Source organism: Streptomyces sp. NPDC101194 (genome assembly GCF_044767885.1).
Classification (GTDB): domain Bacteria; phylum Actinomycetota; class Actinomycetes; order Streptomycetales; family Streptomycetaceae; genus Streptomyces.
Genome location: NZ_JBIWOS010000001.1, coordinates 582,039 through 601,529, shown reverse-complemented (window position 1 = coordinate 601,529; position 19,491 = coordinate 582,039). Strand labels below are relative to the sequence as shown.

13 protein-coding genes are annotated in these 19,491 nt (G+C 69.5%); 2 read left to right on the top strand and 11 right to left on the bottom strand.

Going from position 1 to position 19,491, the window contains the following annotated elements; all coding sequences use genetic code 11:
- The first annotated feature begins 324 nt into the window (after positions 1-324).
- Complete coding sequence (locus ACIRP2_RS02590; protein ID WP_404245779.1) at positions 325-2,364, top strand: glycosyltransferase family 2 protein; 2,040 nt, start codon at positions 325-327, stop codon at positions 2,362-2,364.
- A gap of 116 nt (positions 2,365-2,480) precedes the next feature.
- Positions 2,481-3,080, top strand: a complete 600-nt coding sequence (rfbC, locus tag ACIRP2_RS02585) for a dTDP-4-dehydrorhamnose 3,5-epimerase (RefSeq protein ID WP_404245777.1) — start codon at positions 2,481-2,483, stop codon at positions 3,078-3,080.
- Positions 3,081-3,148: 68 nt separating this feature from the next.
- Here rfbC and ACIRP2_RS02580 read toward each other — a convergent pair whose 3' ends face one another.
- The 11 genes from ACIRP2_RS02580 to ACIRP2_RS02530 all read right to left on the bottom strand — a co-directional run bounded on the left by ACIRP2_RS02580 (position 3,149) and on the right by ACIRP2_RS02530 (position 19,309).
- On the bottom strand, positions 3,149-3,943 hold the full coding sequence (locus tag ACIRP2_RS02580; protein WP_404245775.1) for a class I SAM-dependent methyltransferase: 795 nt from the start codon (positions 3,941-3,943) through the stop codon (positions 3,149-3,151).
- Between the two features lie 157 nt (positions 3,944-4,100).
- A complete protein-coding gene (gene rfbD / locus ACIRP2_RS02575; RefSeq protein WP_404245773.1) occupies positions 4,101-4,985 on the bottom strand; it encodes a dTDP-4-dehydrorhamnose reductase in 885 nt (294 codons plus the stop codon).
- On the bottom strand, positions 4,982-5,968 hold the full coding sequence (rfbB, locus tag ACIRP2_RS02570; RefSeq protein ID WP_404245771.1) for a dTDP-glucose 4,6-dehydratase: 987 nt from the start codon (positions 5,966-5,968) through the stop codon (positions 4,982-4,984). The genes rfbD and rfbB overlap by 4 nt, the downstream gene beginning before the upstream one ends.
- Positions 5,965-7,035 (bottom strand): glucose-1-phosphate thymidylyltransferase, encoded by a 1,071-nt coding sequence (locus ACIRP2_RS02565; RefSeq protein ID WP_404245769.1) that lies wholly within the window; start codon positions 7,033-7,035, stop codon positions 5,965-5,967. The genes rfbB and ACIRP2_RS02565 overlap by 4 nt, the downstream gene beginning before the upstream one ends.
- 142 nt (positions 7,036-7,177) lie before the next feature.
- On the bottom strand, positions 7,178-8,404 hold the full coding sequence (locus tag ACIRP2_RS02560; protein WP_404245767.1) for a glycosyltransferase family 2 protein: 1,227 nt from the start codon (positions 8,402-8,404) through the stop codon (positions 7,178-7,180).
- Between the two features lie 141 nt (positions 8,405-8,545).
- Positions 8,546-10,576 carry a hypothetical protein gene (locus ACIRP2_RS02555; RefSeq protein ID WP_404245765.1) on the bottom strand — a complete coding sequence of 677 codons (2,031 nt, stop codon included), beginning with the start codon at positions 10,574-10,576 and terminating at the stop codon, positions 8,546-8,548.
- 148 nt (positions 10,577-10,724) lie between these two features.
- Complete coding sequence (locus ACIRP2_RS02550; RefSeq protein ID WP_404245763.1) at positions 10,725-12,224, bottom strand: D-ribitol-5-phosphate cytidylyltransferase; 1,500 nt, start codon at positions 12,222-12,224, stop codon at positions 10,725-10,727.
- Positions 12,225-12,576: 352 nt separating this feature from the next.
- Positions 12,577-14,013 carry a GTPase ObgE gene (gene obgE / locus ACIRP2_RS02545; RefSeq protein WP_404245761.1) on the bottom strand — a complete coding sequence of 479 codons (1,437 nt, stop codon included), beginning with the start codon at positions 14,011-14,013 and terminating at the stop codon, positions 12,577-12,579.
- Between the two features lie 162 nt (positions 14,014-14,175).
- A complete protein-coding gene (gene rpmA, locus ACIRP2_RS02540; RefSeq protein WP_018103204.1) occupies positions 14,176-14,433 on the bottom strand; it encodes a 50S ribosomal protein L27 in 258 nt (85 codons plus the stop codon).
- Positions 14,434-14,447: 14 nt separating this feature from the next.
- Positions 14,448-14,768 carry a 50S ribosomal protein L21 gene (gene rplU, locus ACIRP2_RS02535; RefSeq protein WP_030921216.1) on the bottom strand — a complete coding sequence of 107 codons (321 nt, stop codon included), beginning with the start codon at positions 14,766-14,768 and terminating at the stop codon, positions 14,448-14,450.
- A 512-nt stretch (positions 14,769-15,280) separates the two neighbouring features.
- Positions 15,281-19,309, bottom strand: coding sequence for an Rne/Rng family ribonuclease (locus tag ACIRP2_RS02530; RefSeq protein WP_404245758.1), 4,029 nt, complete (start codon positions 19,307-19,309; stop codon positions 15,281-15,283).
- Positions 19,310-19,491 lie beyond the last annotated feature (182 nt).

Here is a 19,491-nt window from a genome sequence, read left to right as displayed (position 1 = left end):
TCCTCGACCACCGGATCCCGGCAGCACGACCGAACTACCGGAATCACATATTCCGAAAGTAGTACTTCCGGATCCGGGCGCCCGCTCCTCCATTCGGCGACGGCGATCCAATGTAAATATCGAATAAATATTCAGAGCCTTGGACGGTGTCCGCGCACTGTCGGGAGAATCACTGTGCGTGCGACCGGGCAACCATCCGGGCGTCCCGGTCATCTAATAGCCGATAGGGTGCACGGCGGGCGACTTCCTCTGCCCATTCTCGGCAGCGCAGGCCCGCACCCGCCGCCAGCCAGAGGGACCTCTACCAGACATGGGACAGCAGCGATGCCAGTCAAAGTAAGTGTCGTCATTCCTGTATACAATCCGGGCAAGTACATCGACCCCTGCATCGACTCGCTTCTGAGGCAGACCCTCCCCGCAGGGGATTTCGAAGTTCTCTTCGTCAACGATGGCTCGACGGACGACACTCGTGAACGGCTCGAGAAGCTGGCCGTGGAGCACCCGCATTTCCGTGTCATCACCATCCCGAATTCCGGCTGGCCCGGAAAGCCCCGCAACATCGGTGTGGCCGAGGCGAAGGGCGAGTACGTCCAGTTCGTCGACCAGGACGACTACCTCGCCTCCGGCGCCCTGAAGCGTCTGTACGACATGGGCCACCGCAACGGGTCGGACATCGTCATCGGCAAGGTGGCCAGCAACTTCCGCGGTGTGCCGCACGGCGTCTTCAAGAAGGACCGCGAGAAGTGCACCCTGCACGACGCGCCCCTGTACGACAGCCTCACCCCGCACAAGATGTTCCGTACGGAGTTCCTCCGCGAGAACGGCATCGCCTACCCCGAGGGCAAGCGCCGGCTCGAGGACCAGCTCTACATGATGCAGGCGTACTTCCCCGCCGAGGTCGTCTCGATCCTCGGCAGCTACACCTGCTACTACTACTCCCGCCGGGACGACGGCCAGAACGCCGGCTCCGCGAAGATCGTCCCGTCCGGCTACTACGGCAACCTCCGTGAGGTCCTCGACGTCGTCGTGGACAACACGGAGCCCGGTGAGTTCCGGGACAGGCTGCTGCGCCGCTTCTACCGCGTCGAGATGCTCGGCCGCCTCAGCGAACCCGCGGTCCTCAAGTACGAGCCGGACTACCTCGACGAGATGTGCGACGCCGTCCGGGGCTTGGCCGCGGACTTCATGGACGACGGTGTGCACAACGGGCTCGGCCCGGTGCTCCGGCTGCGCTCCACGCTGCTGCGCGACAACGACCGCCAGGGCCTCGTCCGGATCTCCCGCTTCGCCGCGTCCGTCAAGGCCGCGGCCCGCCTGGAGGACTTCGCCTGGCGGCCGGACGGCAGGATCGACCTGACCGTCAGCGGCCGACTGGTCCACGGCGACGACCGGGCCCCGCTGACCCTGCTGCGCCGCGACGGGCGCTACTTCCTGCACCCCGACATCACCGAGGGGCTGCTGCCGGACGGCGAGCTCCTGGACGTCACCGACGACATGGACGGGTTCTCGGCCGAACTGGCGATGCGCAACCGCGAAACGGCCGTGGAGTGGTCCTGCCCCGCGACCTTCACGGCCCGGGTCGAGGAACTCGGCGACGACGTCTGCGAGGTCGTCCTGCACGGCAGCGGCCAGATCTCCTCGGAGGCGTTCAAGGGGCGCGGTCGCGTGTCGCGCGGCTTCTGGGACGTGTGGGTGCCGCTGCGCGGCCTCGGCCTGGTCCGCAAGGCCCGGCTCGGTGCCGACCGGGCGCCGGAGGTGGACGCGGCCTGTGTGCCGGCCTCGCTGGGCTCCCCGGCCCGCGCGGTGATCCCGTACTTCACCGACCCGCACGGCAACCTCACCCTCGATGTCGCCCGGCGCAGCAAGAAGCTGGCCGACCACCTCGAAGGCCGTCCGCTCCGGCGGACCCCCGGTGGCCGCACCGAGCTCCGGCTGGACCTCTTCACGACCCCCGCCACCGAGCCCTCCACGACCACGCTCGTGCTGAGCCCTGCGGACGGGGCGGACGGGACCTCGCACCAGCTGCCCACCGTGCTGCGCCCCACCGAGGGCCGGGCCCATCTCACCGTGCCCGGCCGAGCCCCCGGCGTCCGGCCCGGCACCTGGAAGCTCTCGGTCCGGCTGGACAGCGACAAGAACCCCGCGCTTCGCCTCTGTGACGTGACCGTCGACAGGGGCGGCCGGATCAGCGTCGCCTCCGAGCTGCCCGCGGTCGAACCCGGGATCATGCTCGGGATCACCACCAAGCGCAGGAAGGCCAGGCTCCGCCGGGCACTGCGTGCCGTCGGCGGTCCGATCGTGCGCAGGCTGCCGGCCAAGGGCCGCAAGCGGGCGCGTCGCCTCGCCGCCCGGTTCACCGGCTGACCCGTCCACGTACCGCCGTACGCTTCCCACCGGCGGACACCGGCACGCGCCGGCACCCATCAGCAGACATCGGCCGAGAACCTCGGCCACGAGCAACAGAACAAGGACGTGATCGCATGCGGCAGCTCTCCATCGCAGAGGCCTGGGTGCACGAGCCCAAGGTCTTCCCGGACAGCCGCGGCAGCTTCCACGAGTGGTTCAAGGCGTCGGAGCTCAGCGAGGCGGCCGGACACACACTGCGGCTCGCGCAGGCCAACTGCTCCGTATCCAGCCGGGGAACACTGCGCGGTGTCCACTTCGCCGATGTGCCGCCGAGCCAGGCGAAGTACGTCAAGTGCGTACGCGGCGCGGTGCTCGACGTCATCGTGGACATCCGGGTCGGCTCCCCCACGTACAAGCAGTGGGAGGCGGTCCGCCTCGACGACGTGGACCATCACGCCGTCTACCTCTCCGAAGGGCTCGGCCACGCCTTCATGGCTCTGACGGACGACGCGACGGTCGTCTATCTCTGCTCCGAGGGCTACGCCCCCGGCCGCGAGCACGGCGTCAACCCGCTCGACCCCGAGCTCGGCATCGAGTGGCCGAAGGGGATCACTCCGCTGCTGTCCGAGAAGGACGCCGCGGCCCCCTCGCTGGCCGAGGCCGAGGCACGGGGCCTGCTGCCGTCCTACGAGGACTGCCAGGCCTACTACGCCGAGCTGCGCGCCCGCGGCTGAGCTCGGAGAGCCCGAAGCCCCCGTGGTTCCGTACGGATCACGGGGGCTTCGTACGGTCCGGCCCGGTCTCAGCCCGTCACGGCCTCGATGCGCTTGCGCAGCGGCGCGAACGCCGAACGCGGGCGGCGCAGATTGCGTGCGCGTGCCAGGGCCGGCCAGAAGTCGGCGCCGAGCAGCGTCTCGGGCCGGACGGCGTTCTTGCGCACCAGCACCTCGTCGGGAACGTCCTGCGGATCGGGGACGACATATTCCTCGATGATCTTGTCGTACGCGTTCTTCAGGACGTCGCTCTCCGGGTTGGCGCCGAACACGGCGACGACTCCGGTCGGTTCCGTGTCCACCTCGACGACGACCAGATCGGGACGGAAGCGGCGCAGCACCTGCACCACCTTGTACACGTCACCGGTCCAGTACTTGGTGTGCCGGTCGCGGGCCGCCTCGTCGACATCGCGCGGCAGCATGTCGTCCAGCACGATCACGCTCGACCAGCGGGAATGCTTCTCGACATTCATGAAGTCGCGCAGGGCGTACTCGAAGAGGTGCATGCCGTCGATGAAGGCGAGCTCCAGCTTCGGGTCGCCGCCGAGCACATTGAGCGGATCGCGGCGGGCCAGGGCGCGGAACGGGTTGCGGCCGTTGCGCAGGTGCAGCAGCGGATCCTTGCGGGTGAAGAAGTCGTCGCTCGTCGCCTTGACCAGGTGGACGTCGCAACTGATGTCCGTCACCACTCTGAAGGCGGGGTCGACGGCGACGGAGGGCACTCTCGAGAGGGCCAGGCTCCTGCCGTCGTTGACCCCGATCTCCAAATAGTTGCGAGGACGGTAGACACGGTGCAAATGACGCAGAAAGTCATGGCGGTTCACGTGGAGCAGCCCTTCGGAGAAAACCAACTGGTCTGGTCCCCGGCGAAGTTACCGCATGACCGCACTGTGATGTAAGCGTTCCCCCCGTATGTAAACCTCCGCTGTTCACTTCTTTGGAATTCGATTGGATTCGGCCCTCAATACGATCAATCGACGATCATGATCGCTGTGCTGCGACGAGTGCCGGAAATGCCTCGTCCAGCGCCGCCCGCCAGTCCCGGATCGGTTCGATCCCGGCCGTCGCCCAGCGGTCGTGTCCCAACACGCTGAACGCGGGCCGGGGGGCCGGCCGCACGAAGGCCTCGCTGTTCGTGGGGCGGACGCGCTCCGGGTCGGCGCCGAGCAGCCGGAAGATCTCCCGGGTGAAACCGAACCAGGTCGTCTCGCCGCCGCTGGTGCCGTGGTAGACGCCCGCGGGGGCGCTGCCCGTGAGGGCGGCCTGTCCGAGCCGGACCAGCCGGTCGGCCAGGTCGACGGTCCAGGTGGGCTGTCCGCGCTGGTCGTCCACCACGTCGAGGGTGTCCTTGACGCCCTCCAGCTTGATCATCGTACGGACGAAGTTGCCTCCGCCCGCGCCGTACAGCCAGGCGGTACGGACCACGTAACCGGTGTCCGGAAGGGTGTCCAGCACGGCCCGCTCCCCGGCCAGTTTGGTGCGGCCGTAGGCGCTGCGCGGTCCGGTGGGGTCGTCCTCGGCGTACGGCTTCCCGCCGTCCCCGGCGAAGACGTAGTCGGTGGAGACCTGGAGGAGGACGGCCCCGTGTTCGCGGCAGGCCGCGGCGAGGACCTCGGGGCCCGTGCCGTTGACCCGCAGCGCGGCGTCCTCCTGGGACTCCGCGTCGTCGACAGCGGTCCAGGCGGCGCAGTTCACCACGACGGCGGGGCGGTGCTTCTCGAAACCGGCGCGCACCGACCCCGGGTCCGCGATGTCCATGGCCGCCCGGTCCGCGGCGACCGCGGTGACGTCCTCACCGGCGAGCCGTGCCAGGACGTCCCGGCCCAGCATCCCGGCGGCCCCGGTGACGAGCCAGACGGCGCTCACAGCGCGGCCCGGTCCTTCAGCGGCTCCCACCAGGAGCGGTTGTCGCGGTACCACTGCACGGTCTCGGCGAGGCCGGTGCGGAAGTCCTTGCGGGGCTCGTAGCCGAGCTCCTCGCGGATCTTGGTGCAGTCGACCGAGTAGCGGCGGTCGTGGCCCTTGCGGTCCTCGACGTAGGTGACGCTGGTGTCCCAGTCGGCGCCGCAGGCGTCCAGCAGCAGGCCGGTGAGCTCCTTGTTGGACAGCTCGGTGCCGCCGCCGATGTTGTACACCTCGCCCGCCCGGCCCTTCGTGCGGACCAGCTCGATGCCCTGGACGTGGTCGTCGATGTGCAGCCAGTCACGGACGTTGGCGCCGTCGCCGTACAGCGGGACCGTCCTGCCGTCCAGCAGGTTGGTGACGAAGAGCGGGATGACCTTCTCGGGGAAGTGGTGGTGCCCGTAGTTGTTGGAGCAGCGCGTCACCCGCACGTCGAGCCCGTGGGTGCGGTGGTACGACAGCGCGATCAGGTCGCTGGACGCCTTGGCCGCGGAGTACGGCGAGTTGGGCGCGAGCGGATCGGTCTCGGGCCAGGAGCCCTCGTCGATGGAGCCGTAGACCTCGTCGGTGGAGATGTGCACGAAGGTCTTGATGCCGGCCAGGTGCGCGGCGTGGATCAGGGTGTGGGTGCCCACGACGTTCGTACGGACGAACTCGGCGCCGCCGTCGATGGAGCGGTCCACGTGGGACTCGGCGGCGAAGTGCACCACCTGGTCGTGCTCGGCCATCAGCTTGGAGACCAGCTCGGGGTCGCAGATGTCGCCCTGCACGAACCTGAAGCCGGGGTGGTCGCGCACCTCGTCGAGGTTGGCCGGGTTGCCCGCGTAGGTGAGCTTGTCGAGGACGGTGACGGCGATGTCGCCGGGGCCCTCGGGGCCGAGCACCGTACGGACGTAGTGCGAGCCGATGAAGCCGGCGCCGCCGGTCACCAGGATGTCGGTGGTCATGAAGAGATCTGCACCTTGCTGTGGTCGCCGAGTACGAGTCGGTGGGCGGAAGGGGAACGGGGCGCGGGGGTCACTTCGACGTCACGGCCGATGAGCGAGGCCTCCACGCGGCGGACACCGGCGATGGAGGCACCCCGCAGGACGATGGAGTACTCGATCTCGCTGTCCTCGATCCGGCAGTCCTCGGAGACCGAGGTGAACGGACCGACGTACGCGCCGCTGATCACCGACCGGGCGCCGATGATCGCCGGCCCGACGATGCGGCTGCCGCTGACCTTGGCCCCCGCCTCGATGCGTACCCGGCCGATGATCTCGCTCTCCTCGTCGACCTCGGCCTCCTCGTGGGACGGCTCGATGGTCTCCAGGACGGTCCGGTTGACCTCCAGCATGTCGGTGACGTTGCCGGTGTCCTTCCAGTAACCGCGGATCGTGGTGGAGCGGACGTCGCGCTTCTGGTCGATGAGCCACTGGATGGCGTGCGTGATCTCCAGCTCGCCGCGCCAGGAGGGCTCGATCGAGCGGACGGCCTCGTGGACCGCGGGGGTGAAGAGGTAGACGCCGACGAGCGCCAGATCGCTCTTGGGCTCCTTCGGCTTCTCCTCCAGGGCCGCGACCCGGCCTTCGGCGTCGAGCTCCGCCACCCCGAAGGAGGTCGGGTTCGGCACCTGGGTCAGCAGGATCTGCGCATCGGGCCGGTCCGTGCGGAACTCCTCCACCAGATCGGTGATCCCGCCGACGATGAAGTTGTCGCCGAGGTACATGACGAAGTCGTCGTCCCCCAGGAAGTCACGGGCGATCAGCACCGCGTGGGCGAGGCCGAGCGGCTCGTCCTGCGGGATGTACGTGACCTCGATACCGAGCCGGGAACCGTCGCCGACCGCCTCGCGGATCTCCTGGGCGGTGTCGCCCACGATGATGCCGACCTCCGTGATGCCCGCTTCGGCGATGGCTTCCAGGCCGTAGAACAGCACGGGCTTGTTCGCCACGGGCACCAGCTGTTTGGCCGAGGTGTGGGTGATGGGACGCAGGCGGGTGCCGGCCCCTCCGGACAGTACGAGAGCCTTCACGTGACCAGTCCTCATGGTGAGATGTCGGTCCTGTCGCGGGAGCGCGACGTCCGAACGAATTTTACTGAGTTTCTCGGTTTGTTCTTCGGAGAATCACTCGTGCGGGCCCGGCGTGGGAACCCGCACGGTGCGGGAGTGTCGGCTAACCCATGCTCAGCCGCGCCCTCCAGCGGCGCACGTCCCGGCGCATCCTGCGTGCCAGACGCCTGGACAGGGAGGCCCGGCGGGCCGTGACCTCCGGCCGCTCGATGCGCTTGCCGTCGTGCCAGTCGGGCACGGTGACCTCGTAGGTGGAATCGGCCAGGCCGGCCGACCTGTCACGGAAGTGCGGGTACGCGAGGTGGAGCTTGTCGCCGGAGCGCGAGGCGACCACGTCCGGGACCTTCTTCGCGCGGAGGTACCGCAGTACGTCGACCAGCAGGTCCATGCGGCCCCGTGCCACACAGGCGAGCCGCAGCCGCTCGCCCACCTTGATCAACCGGGCCACTCCGTCGTCCCAGTAGGCGTCCATCAGCGGAGCCGCTAGTTCCATCTTGTGCTGCCGGACTTTCTCGGAATCCTTCAGCACGCCCGGTCCGAACTGTTGCAGCATGCCGACCGTGAATGGCCGGACCATGAGGAAGTCACGCTTCGGTCCCGCCGGCTCGATCCGGTGAATGAGCGCCATCATGGCGCGCATCGATTCGAAACGCCATTCATAGGTGCCGCTCTTCGTGACGTGCTTCCCGTCGTCACGACCCACCAGGTAATAGCAGACGTAGTTGGAGATCACGGAGACTCCCGCACCGCGCAGATACGCCTCCATGGTGAAGAGGGCGTCCTCACCGGTCTTGAGATTCTCGTCGAACCTCAGGGAGAGACGCTCCAGCAATTCCCGCCGAAAAAGCTTCTGTGCGCTCAGCGTGTATATGACCTTGGAGTTGTAGACGTCCACGCGCGTCCTGGTGGCTCCCCACATCGACCGCGGCGCGCCCCTGTTCACGCCGACCACCTTGCCCAGCACCACATCGGTGCCCGCGCGGTCGGCCATGGCCACCATCCGCTCCAGGGCCTCCTCGCCGAAGTAGTCGTCGGCGTCGAGGAAGAACACATAACGTCCGCGCGCCATTCCGAGGCCCACATTGCGCGGCCCGCTGGGGCCGCCGGAGTTCTTCTGCCTGATCACTCTGGTCGGGACCTCGGTCCGGGCTGCGAACTCCTCCAGATACTCACCCGTGCCATCGGTGGAACCGTCGTCGACTGCGACGATTTCGATCCGATCGGCGCCTATGGTCTGCGCCTCCACGGATTCGAGACAGCGAATGAGGTAGGGCATCGCCTCATACGCACCGACAACCACGGTTACGTCAGGAATTTGCGTCTCGTTCACACAAACTGAAGACAGGTTGACCGCTGCGTTGGTTGTCTGCCGTCGCACGCATAAAAAGTGACACTCATCACAAAGGCCCGGCACAACCCTTTGCGGGGTATGCCGGGCCTTATTCGATCATGTAATGCGGGTGACGGACGCTCAGCCGCCGACCGGCTCGCCCAGGCTCTTCGCCACCCCGGCGTTCCGCGCCTCCGACTTGGCCGCGAGCGCCTTCACGGCGGCGTCGAACTGCATGAGCGACGTGGGCTCGTCCGGGCCGAGGAGGTACCGCTTGAGCTCGCGCCGGTCCTCGGCGAGGGTGTCCGCACCGGGGTCCTTCACCGCGGCGAGCAGGGCGTCCAGCTCGACCGCCGAGTTGGAGAGGATCACCGCGGCGCGCACCGCGGTGTTCTGCCGGCGGAACTCGTCCTCGCCCAGCTCCGCCGAGTCCGTGACCGCGTACGGCTTGCCGCTCGTGATGAAGTCCGACACCACGCTGGAGATGTCCGAGACCATGGCGTCCGACTCGTTGAAGCAGTCGTACAGCCGCATCTGGGCACCGGTGATGACCCGGTGCTCCCACCAGCCCTGGGCACGCCAGGACGCGGCGTTCCACTCGTCCTTGAGCCGTGCGGTCTCGGCGTCGCGCGCCGGGTCGGCCAGCGAGTCCCGGGACAGCTCCGCCTCGTCCCGGGCGGTGCGACCGCCGCTGGAGAGTTCGGCCAGACGCGCCTCGATACGGGCCATCTCGGCCCGCGCCTCGGACTGCTCGCCCCGCAGAGCGGCCGATTCCGTCGCCCAGCGGGAGTCGGTGGCGCGCTCGGCGGCGGCCCGCTCGATCATCTCGGTGATGCGCAGGTGCACGGCCTTGGCCTTGGCGCTGCGGGTACCGGTGAAGGAGTGCGGCTTGTAGAGCAGGCGGATCGGCTGCTCGGAGTCCAGCAGCCGCTTGACGATGTTCTCGCCGGCCAGCAGCAGCGAGGTGTTGCCCGGGTTGTCGTCCCAGCCCTCCCAGGTGGGGGCGTACAGCACGGTCGGAATCGGGTTCCTCGGCGCACCGGACCACGGCTGGATGGCGGCCAGCTGCGGGCGGCCCACCTCGACGATGTCCTCGTCGCGCACGCCGACGTCGGCCAGCGCGTAACGGTCGCGGCCGGCCCGGCCCGCGGTCCAGACCTCGTCGTAGGCCTTGCTGTACGGGTTGACGCTGGCGAGCTTGTCGCTGTCACCGTGGCCGATGAAGACGTGCTTCATCGTCGGCACCCGGAGCAGATGGATGTTCTTGCCGACGTTGGCCGCGTAGAGCGCGACGCGTACCGACGACAGGTCCAGGTTCATGAGGTGCACACCACCGGGCACGCAGAGCACGGGCACCGATGTGCCCGCGAGCTGCGGGACGATGTTGCGCTCACGCAGACAGATCAGCGGCCGCCCACCGAGCTGGGCCATCGTCTCCAGCCACATGTTGACCTGGTAGGCCGAGTCCTTGGAGCCGGAGAAGTACAGCATCACGGTCGGCCGGTACTCGGCGAGCCAGTCGCCCACCGCGTTGAGGACCTTGGTCTCCGGCGGTACGAGCCGGCTCGGCCGGACGTACGGCAGGAGCGCCGCCAGATAGCCGACCGCGAGGACGAGCGTGAGGCCCAGGCCCGCATAGGCGATGACGTACTTGCCGGTCTCGACCGCGAGCAGCACCCCCACCATCGAGAAGATGTCCAGGTGCAACATCTTCTCCGCGGGCCTGCTCATCAGGATCTGCGGCGGCGCGTCCCCTATCCGCACCGACCCGAGGTCGATGTTGCGGGTGACCACCGGAAGCTTGCGGCGCAGCCGGATGAGGGTGACCATCGCGCTCTGCGGTGCCTGGAGTCCGTAGAAGGCCAGCAGGCAGGCGACCGTCACATAGAACAGCGTCTCCTCGCCGTATCCCATGCGCGAGAGCAGCAGGATGAGCAGCAGCTGGCGGACGAGGAAGCGGATCGACAGTCCGGCACGGACCGCGGCGAGCCGGTTGATCAGATAGCTGCCGCAGTGGTGCAGATATCGGTCCGCGAGATAGGTGACCGCGGTCGCCGCGGCGAAGAACCAGAGATTGGGGATTATCGCCGCGAGCATGACGCACGGGAACCCCACAGCCACCAGGAGAGCGGCGGCCAGTTCCGAACCACTGCCCACCCGAGCCAAGCGCATGGCTTTCGAAATCACGAAGTACCGCTTCCGAGGGTGCCGACTGATTACCTTGCGAGGGAAATGTGAAGCCAGAGCTTCACGAATTCGGACCCCTGCAGTTCGCACATGGCGAACTGCAGGGGTCCGAATAGTCGATTACCAAGAAGTATTACACATCGGCCTGACGGTCCAGGACAGCGGCCAGCGCCTGCTCGAAGTCCGACGCCTCGGAGGCACCGCGGGTCGGGTCCTGCTGCCGTACGTCGATGACATGGCCGGTCATCTCGGAGAGCAGGACGTCGAGGGAGGTCCTGGCGACCGCCTCGGAGGAGAGCAGCGTGCCCGCGGGCTCGTCGCCGAACGCCTTGGTGCGCATCGGGGTGGCCGTGCGCTCCGGGTTCACGCAGTTCACCCGCACCCCGTCGCCTGCCCACTCGTCCGAGAGCGCCTGGGTGAGGTTCACCATGGCGGCCTTGGTGGACGAGTAGAGGCTGTACTCCGCGCGGCCCCGGGTGTAGCTGCTGGAGGTGTAGAGCAGCAGCTGGCCCTTGGTCTCGGCGAGGTACTTGTAGGAAGCGCGGGCGATCTGCACGGGTGCCAGGTAGTTGACGTTCAGCGCTTCCTGGATGGTCGTGTTGTCCGTCTCGGCCAGCTTGCCGATGCGGAGCACGCCCGCGGTGTTGATCACGTAGTCGATGCGGCCGGTGTCCGCGTACGCCTTGGAGAGCGCGTCGTCGACGTGCTCCGGGTTCTCCACGTGGGTACCGGTGGTGGAGCGGCCCAGGGCGTAGACGGTGGCGCCGTAGGACTCGGCGAGCGCCGCGATGTCCGCGCCGATGCCGTACGAGCCGCCGAAGACGACGAGGGTCTTGCCGGTGAGCAGCTCGCGGTAGGCGGCGTCGTCCGTCGGCTGCGGGACGGCCGTGGACGCCAGCTGGAAGAGCTTGTCCGCGATGAAGACGTCGACCGGCTGAGTGACCTTCATGTTGTACTCGTCGCCCGCGACGACGTAGATCGGCACGTCGGGGAGGTACTTCAGGACGACCGAGCAGTCGTCGGTGGCCTGGAAGTTCGGGTCGCCCGCCGCGACCTCGTAGGCCCGGCGGATCGTGGAGAGCTTGAAGGCCTGCGGCGTCTGGCCCCGGCGCAGCCGGGAACGGTCGGGCACGTCGGTGATGAACTCGCCGTCGCCGCCGTGGGTACGGGTCACGATGATCGTGTCCGCGGAGGGGATGGCGACGTCGACCGCCTGGTAGCGGTCGAGGGCGTCGACGCAGTCCTTGATGACCCGCTGCGAGAGCAGGGGGCGCACGGCGTCGTGGAACAGGACGTTGCGGTCCTCGCCCTCGGCCAGGCCCTCACCGAGGGCCGCGATGGCGCGCTCGGTGGTCTCGTTACGGGTGGAACCGCCCTCGATCACCTTGGTGACCTTGGTGAGTCCGGCCTTCGCGACGATCTTCTCCACGTCGGGCACATAGCCCGGAGCCATCAGCACGATGACGTCGTCGATGGAGTCGGCCTGCTGGAAGATCGACAGCGTGTGCTCGATGACAGCCTTGCCTGCGATCTTCAGCAGCTGCTTGGGGATGGACAGTCCCACGCGCTGGCCGGTACCGCCGGCGAGCACGACTGCTGTGGTTCGGGCTTTGGCTATGTGCTGAGCAGACACAGACGACCTACCTTGCGAGGGCTGGGAGATACAGCGATGGTTGCACTCTCCGTTACCGTCTCGCAAGGTGGACGTCGGGCGCCGCACGCCCTGTCGAAACCTTGCGGCGCCTTGCGATCAGGGCGAATACCCGAATTGATCCCTCTTGACCGGGTGACCGACACCACACGGTTGAGCGGCATGAATCACCCTTGAGCGGGTTCGGATCCCCCGTTTGCGCGACGGGGAGGGCGCACCGGACCGCCGGACGGGCCGGTTGAGCAGGCCCGTCCGGCGGAGTCGACCACGGCGAAACGGCCCGGAGAACGACCGCCGCGACGGAACGGACGGGCGGAGCTCGCCGGGAGGGGCGCTAGAACGGGTTGAAGTCGTCGAACTCGCGCTGCGACTCGTCGCGTTCGGCCTCACGGTCGCGGCGCCGCTGCGCCGCCGGGCGCGGCGCTTCGAGACGGTGGTCCTCGCCGCGTCGACCGAGCATCTCCGCGCCCGCCGCCAGGGTGGGCTCCCAGTCGAAGACGACCGCGTTGTCCTCGGCACCGATGGCCACACCGTCGCCCGCACGGGCGCCGGTCTTCATCAACTCGTCCTCGACACCGAGGCGGTTGAGCCGGTCCGCCAGGTAACCGACGGCCTCGTCGTTGTTGAAGTCGGTCTGCCGGACCCAGCGTTCGGGCTTCTCGCCACGCACCCGGTAGAGGCCGTCCTCCTCCTTGGTGACGGTGAATCCCGCGTCGTCGACTGCCTTCGGGCGGATGACGATACGGGTCGCCACCTCCACGGGCTTGGCCGCACGCGCCTCGGCCACGACGCCCGCGAGCGCGAAGGAGAGCTCCTTCAGTCCGGTACGGGCGACCGCCGACGCCTCGAAGACCTGGTAGCCGCGCGCCTCCAGGTCCGGGCGGATCATGTCGGCGAGGTCCTGGCCGTCCGGGATATCGATCTTGTTGAGGACGACGATGCGGGGCCGGTCCTCCAGCCCGCCGTACTGCTTCAGCTCCTCCTCGATCATGTCGAGGTCGGAGACGGGGTCGCGGTCGGACTCCAGCGTCGCGGTGTCCAGCACGTGCACGAGCACCGAGCAGCGCTCCACGTGCCGCAGGAACTCCAGGCCGAGACCGCGGCCCTGGCTGGCGCCGGGGATCAGGCCCGGGACGTCGGCGATGGTGTAGACGGTGCTGCCCGCGGTGACCACGCCGAGATTCGGGACGAGGGTCGTGAAGGGGTAGTCGGCGATCTTCGGCCTGGCCGCGGACAGGACGGAGATCAGCGAGGACTTCCCGGCGCTCGGGTAACCCACCAGCGCGACATCGGCGACGGTCTTGAGCTCCAGGACGATGTCCCGGGCCTCACCGGGCTCGCCGAGCAGCGCGAAGCCGGGGGCCTTGCGCCGGGCGGAGGCGAGCGCGGCGTTGCCGAGGCCGCCGCGGCCGCCCTGGCCGGCGACGAACGTGGTGCCCTGGCCGACCAGGTCGGCCAGCACGTTCCCCTTCCGGTCGAGCACGACCGTGCCGTCGGGCACCGGCAGGACGAGGTCCTGGCCGTCCTTGCCGGAGCGGTGGTCGCCCGCGCCGGGCTGGCCGTTGGTCGCCTTGCGGTGAGGGCTGTGGTGGTAGTCGAGGAGCGTGGTGATGTCCTGGTCGACGACCAGGGTCACATCGCCGCCACGGCCGCCGTTGCCGCCGTCCGGACCGCCGAGCGGTTTGAACTTCTCACGGTGTACGGAGGCGCAGCCGTGGCCTCCGTTACCCGCGGCGACATGCAGCTCGACGCGGTCCACGAAGGTGGTCATGGTGGGAACCTCCAGTTACATACATGCAGAAATGTCTCACTCGCGCTGTCCCCCATAGGAGAAAGCCGTCTCTCATGGGAGAAACACGCGAAAGGCGGACCCGCTTCCCGTACGGGAAGTGAGGTCCGCCTCCGCAGAAACCGCTCGACGAGCGCCGAAAATTCAGCCGGCGATCGGAACGATGTTCACGACCTTGCGGCCACGGTGCGTGCCGAACTCGACCGCACCGGCGGCGAGTGCGAACAGCGTGTCGTCGCCGCCACGGCCGACGCCCGTGCCCGGGTGGAAGTGAGTGCCGCGCTGGCGGACCAGGATCTCACCGGCGTTGACGGCCTGACCGCCGAAGCGCTTCACGCCGAGCCGCTGAGCATTGGAATCGCGCCCGTTCCGGGTGGACGATGCGCCCTTCTTGTGTGCCATGTCTCCTCAGTCCCTTACTTCGCAGCCGCGGGGATACCGGTGACCTTGATCGCCGTGTACTGCTGACGGTGACCCTGGCGACGGCGGTAGCCGGTCTTGTTCTTGTAGCGAAGGATGTCGATCTTCGCGCCCTTGTGGTGGTCCACGACCTCGGCCTGGACCTTGATCCCGGCCAGCACCCACGGGTCGCTGGTCACGGCGTCGCCGTCGACCACGAGCAGGGTCGAGAGCTCGACCGTGTCGCCAACCTGGGCAGTGGAAATCTTGTCAACCTCAACGATGTCACCGACAGCAACCTTGTGCTGGCGGCCACCGCTGCGCACGATGGCGTACACGCGGATCTCTCTCTCGCTCGGAACGGAGCCCCTGATGCCAGCCGCTCACACGGGCCGGGGCCCGAGGTGATCCGAATGGACGAGCGGCCTCTCACCGATGACGGGAGGGGGTTGCTCAGGGACAGGCGCATACGGAAACACGCCGATGGGCAAGGTTACGGGCCGCCGACCGGAGGGTCAAACCGGGCTCCGTGCCCCACCCCGCGTTCTCCGGCTCGTCCCTTCCCGGGCCCATCGGCCTGCCCCCGTCCGGCCGCGGACGGCCCGCCGGCGCCGCCGGCGGCCTCCTGACCGGCGTCGGCGGCGGTCGGGACGCCCACGGAGCCCCGCAGGTCCCCGAAGCCCTACGGCGGCCGCTGGGCCGGTCGGCCGACGGGCGGTCCCGGGCAGTCACCGCGGTCCGACACGACGGCCGGTGGGCCGCCCCCCTTGTCGAGGTGCGGCCCACCGGCCGTCGTGTCATGCGGTACGGCTGCGGAGAAGGTCCCTCCGCGGCCGTACCCCGCTGCCGCCTACGCCTCGGTACCGGCCGAGACGGAGGCCTGCGCCGTCTTCTCCGCGGCGACCGTCTTCTTCGCCGCCGCCTTCTTGGCCGTCGTCTTCTTCGCGGCGGTCTTCTTGGCAGCCGTCTTCTTGGTGGCTGCCTTCTTGGCGGTGGCCTTCTTGGCCGTCTTGCGGGCCGTCTTCTTGGCCGGGGCCTCCGCCTTCGGAGCCTCCGGGGCCTCCGCGGCCTCCTGGGCTTCGGCCGGCTCGGCCTCGGGCTTCGGCTCGATGGAGCCGGTCACCACGACGACCTCCGCCGCGTCCGCACCGGCGGGCGAACCCGCGGGGGCGGTGACCTTACGGGTCACCCGGCGGCGGGCACGCGGCGGTGCGGCCTCGGGGACGACCTCCTCGGGTGCCGCCTCGGGCTGCGGGGCCTCGACGACGGGGGCCGCCTCGACGACCGGGGCCGCGGCCGGCACCGGCTCCTCGACCTGCTCGACCGGGGCCGGCGAGCCCGCCGGGGCGGTGGCCTTACGGGTCGCACGACGACGCGTACGGCCCTGCGGGGCCTCGACAGCCGGCTCGGGCTCCACCACAGGTTCCGCCTCCACGGCCTCCACCACCGGCTCCGGTTCGACGACCGGGACGGGGGCGGCGGCCTTCGGGGCGCCGGCCGGAGCCGATGCCTTACGGGTCGCACGACGCCTGCCACGGCCACGCGAAGCGGCTGCCTCGGCCTCGGCCGGGCTGCTGTACAGCTCCTCGTCCGGGACGAACTCCGGCTCGGGCAGCGCCACCGGGGCGGCCACCTCGGCGGCCACCTCGGCCTCGGTCTCGCTCTCCGCGATGTGCCCGTGGTCCAGCTCGGCGATCTGCTCGTGCTCGTGCTCGTGCTCGTGGCCCGCGCCGCCCCGGCCGCGCTTCTTGGAACGCTTGCCGTTGCCGCCGCCGCCGACCGAGGTCGGCTGCTCCATGTGCACGATCACGCCGCGCCCGTTGCAGTGGACACAGGTCTCGGAGAAGGACTCCAGCAGACCCTGGCCCACCCGCTTGCGGGTCATCTGGACCAGGCCCAGCGAGGTGACCTCGGCGACCTGGTGCTTCGTACGGTCGCGTCCCAGGCACTCCAGCAGACGGCGCAGCACCAGGTCCCGGTTGGACTCCAGCACCATGTCGATGAAGTCGACGACGACGATCCCGCCGAGGTCGCGCAGCCGCAGCTGGCGCACGATCTCCTCGGCCGCCTCCAGGTTGTTCTTGGTGACGGTCTCCTCGAGGTTGCCGCCCTGACCGGTGAACTTGCCGGTGTTGACGTCGACGACGACCATCGCCTCGGTCTTGTCGATCACCAGCGAACCGCCGCTCGGCAGATAGACCTTCCGGTCCAGCGCCTTCATCAGCTGCTCGTCGATCCGGTACGTCGCGAAGATGTCGACCTCGGAGGTCCATCGCGACAGACGGTCCGTCAGGTCGGGCGCCACGTGCGAGACGTAGCCGTGGATGGTCTCCCACGCGTCGTCGCCGCTGACGATGACCTTGGAGAAGTCCTCGTTGAAGATGTCGCGGACGACCCGGACGGTCATGTCCGGCTCGCCGTAGAGCAGCGTCGGCGCGTTGGAACTGCCGGTGCTCTTGGACTTCTTCTGGATGTCCTCCCACTGCTGCTGCAGCCGCTCGACGTCGCGGCGCAGCTCGTCCTCGCTCGCGCCCTCCGCAGCGGTGCGGACGATGACGCCCGCGTCCTCGGGAACGATCTTCTTGAGGATGGTCTTCAGCCGGGCCCGCTCGGTGTCGGGGAGCTTGCGGCTGATACCGGTCATCGAGCCCTCGGGCACATAGACCAGGTAGCGGCCGGGCAGCGAGACCTGACTGGTCAGGCGGGCGCCCTTGTGGCCGATCGGGTCCTTGGTCACCTGGACGAGGACGGACTGGCCGGACTTGAGCGCGGTCTCGATACGACGCGGCCCGTGGGCCATGCCGAGCGCCTCGAAGTTCACCTCGCCGGCGTACAGGACCGCGTTGCGGCCCTTGCCGATGTCGACGAAGGCGGCCTCCATGGACGGCAGTACGTTCTGGACCTTGCCCAGATAGACGTTGCCGACGTAGCTGGTGGCCTGCTCCTTGTTGACGTAGTGCTCGACGAGCACGTTGTCCTCGAGGACACCGATCTGGGTGCGCTCGCCGTTCTGGCGGACGACCATGACCCGCTCCACGGCCTCGCGACGGGCCAGGAACTCGGCCTCAGTGATGATCGGGACACGGCGGCGACCCTGCTCACGGCCCTCGCGGCGGCGCTGCTTCTTCGCCTCCATACGGGTCGAGCCCTTGATCGACTGGACCTCGTCGAAGCCGGTGCCGGCCTCCCGCTCCTCCTTCCGGCGGGGCTCGCGGACCTTGACGACCGTACGCTCCGGGTCGTCCGCACCGCTCTCGGCGTCGGCCGCGACGTCACCGCTGCGACGGCGACGACGGCGACGACGACGGCTGCTGCTGGATCCGGTGGCGGACGCCTCGTGCTCCTCGTCCTCCTCCTCGGGCTCCTGAGCGTGCTCCTGGTCCTCCTCGGAGAGGTCGGCGGCGGCCTCGTCACCGTGCTGCTCGGCGCCCTCGTCGCCCTCGCTGATCTCGCCACGACGGCGACGACGGCCACCCCGACGGCGACGGCGCGAGGGCCGGTCCCCGTACTCGTCCGTCTCCTCGCCCTCGTGCTCGGCCTCGCTCTCGGGCTCGTGCTCGTCCTCGGCGTGCTCCTCCACCGCGGGAGCGGCGGCCTGCTCGGGCTCGGCGGCCTCACCGCGACGGCGGCGACGGCGGCGCGAAACCGCCTGCGGCGCGGCCTCGGCGGTCGGGGCCTCGGTCGTGGCGGTCGGCTCCTCGACCGTCTCGGGCTCTTCCTCGATCTCGTCGCGACGCGAGGCGGCAGCGGCGGCGGCAGCGGTCTCCGGGGTCTGGAACATCGGCTCGGCGAAGACCGGAGCCTGGAACACGGCCACGGCGGGGCGCGTCACGCGACGGCTCTTGCGTACGGGCTCCTCGACCTTGCCGGTGAACTCGGGCCGGCCGGCGGCCGCAGTGGCCCGGCGGCGCTGGCGACCACGCGGTGCGGTGTCCTCGGCCTCGGCGGGCTCGACGGCCTCGGTCGGCTCGACAGCCTCGGCGGTTTCAGCGGTTTCGGCGACCGGTTCCTCGGTCTCGACAACCGTCTCGGCGGCCTTCGGCGCACCGGCCGGGGCGGTCGCCTTGCGGACCGCACGACGACGCGTACGCGCGGGCGGCGCCTCCACGACCTCGGCCTCGGCAACGGGCTCGACGGCTGCCTCGGGCTCGACCACGGGCTCCGGCTCGACAGCGGCCTCGGCGGGCTGCGGCGCGCCCGCCGGGGCGGATGCCCTGCGCCGGGTGCGACCGCGCGGCGCGGCGGGCTCGGGCTCGGCGACCACGGCCGGCTCGGGCTCGGCACTCACCACGGCCGCGGCTTCCTCGACGATCTCGACGGGCTCGGCGGCCTTCGGCGCACCGGCCGGGGCGGTCGCCTTGCGGACCGCACGACGACGCGTACGCGCGGGCGGCGCCTCCACGACCTCGGCCTCGGCAACGGGCTCGATGGCCGCCTCGGGCTCGACCACGGGCTCGGCGGCCTTGGGCGCACCGGCCGGAGCGGTCGCCTTGCGGACCGCACGACGACGTGTACGCGCGGGCGGCGCCTCCACGACCTCGGCCTCGGCAACGGGCTCGACGGCGGGCTCCACGATCTCCACGGCCTCGGCGGCCTTCGGCGCGCCCGCCGGGGCGGTCGCCTTGCGGACCGCACGGCGACGGGTACGCGCGGGCGGCGCGGCCTCCGCCTCCGGGGCACCAACTTCGGCAACGGTGCTGTCGGACACTGCGGCGTCAACGGCCGGTATGGCCGGCGCGGCGGCACCCTGGACATCCGCCACCGGCGGACCGGCCGGGCGGGACGCGGCGCGGCGCCTGCGGCGCGGCGGCAGCTTGTCGCCGGGTGCGTTGTTCTCTTCGTCGTTCCCGGTCGTGCCGGGTTCGTTGGACTGGGGCATGCGGGCGGTTCTCCCGTCAGGCTCCCGGGCGCCGCGTCTGGTTCCGGTCCGGCACGGTCCGCGTGATGTACGCGGGACCGCCGTCCGGGGCGCGGGCGCCGCACGGGAGCTCAATGTCTGGCTCGCCGGTTCCGTACGCTCCGTGCGTACGGCCTGGCGAAAGTCTTATGGGTCATCGCGCG

Coding starts and splice junctions, on each gene's coding strand:
- ACIRP2_RS02590 (WP_404245779.1), top strand. CDS start 325: ATGCCAGTCAAAGTAAGTGTCGTCATTCCTGTATACAATCCGGGCAAG.
- rfbC (WP_404245777.1), top strand. CDS start 2,481: ATGCGGCAGCTCTCCATCGCAGAGGCCTGGGTGCACGAGCCCAAGGTC.
- rfbB (WP_404245771.1), bottom strand. CDS start 5,968: ATGACCACCGACATCCTGGTGACCGGCGGCGCCGGCTTCATCGGCTCG.
- ACIRP2_RS02555 (WP_404245765.1), bottom strand. CDS start 10,576: ATGCGCTTGGCTCGGGTGGGCAGTGGTTCGGAACTGGCCGCCGCTCTC.
- obgE (WP_404245761.1), bottom strand. CDS start 14,013: ATGACCACCTTCGTGGACCGCGTCGAGCTGCATGTCGCCGCGGGTAAC.
- rpmA (WP_018103204.1), bottom strand. CDS start 14,433: ATGGCACACAAGAAGGGCGCATCGTCCACCCGGAACGGGCGCGATTCC.
- ACIRP2_RS02530 (WP_404245758.1), bottom strand. CDS start 19,309: ATGCCCCAGTCCAACGAACCCGGCACGACCGGGAACGACGAAGAGAAC.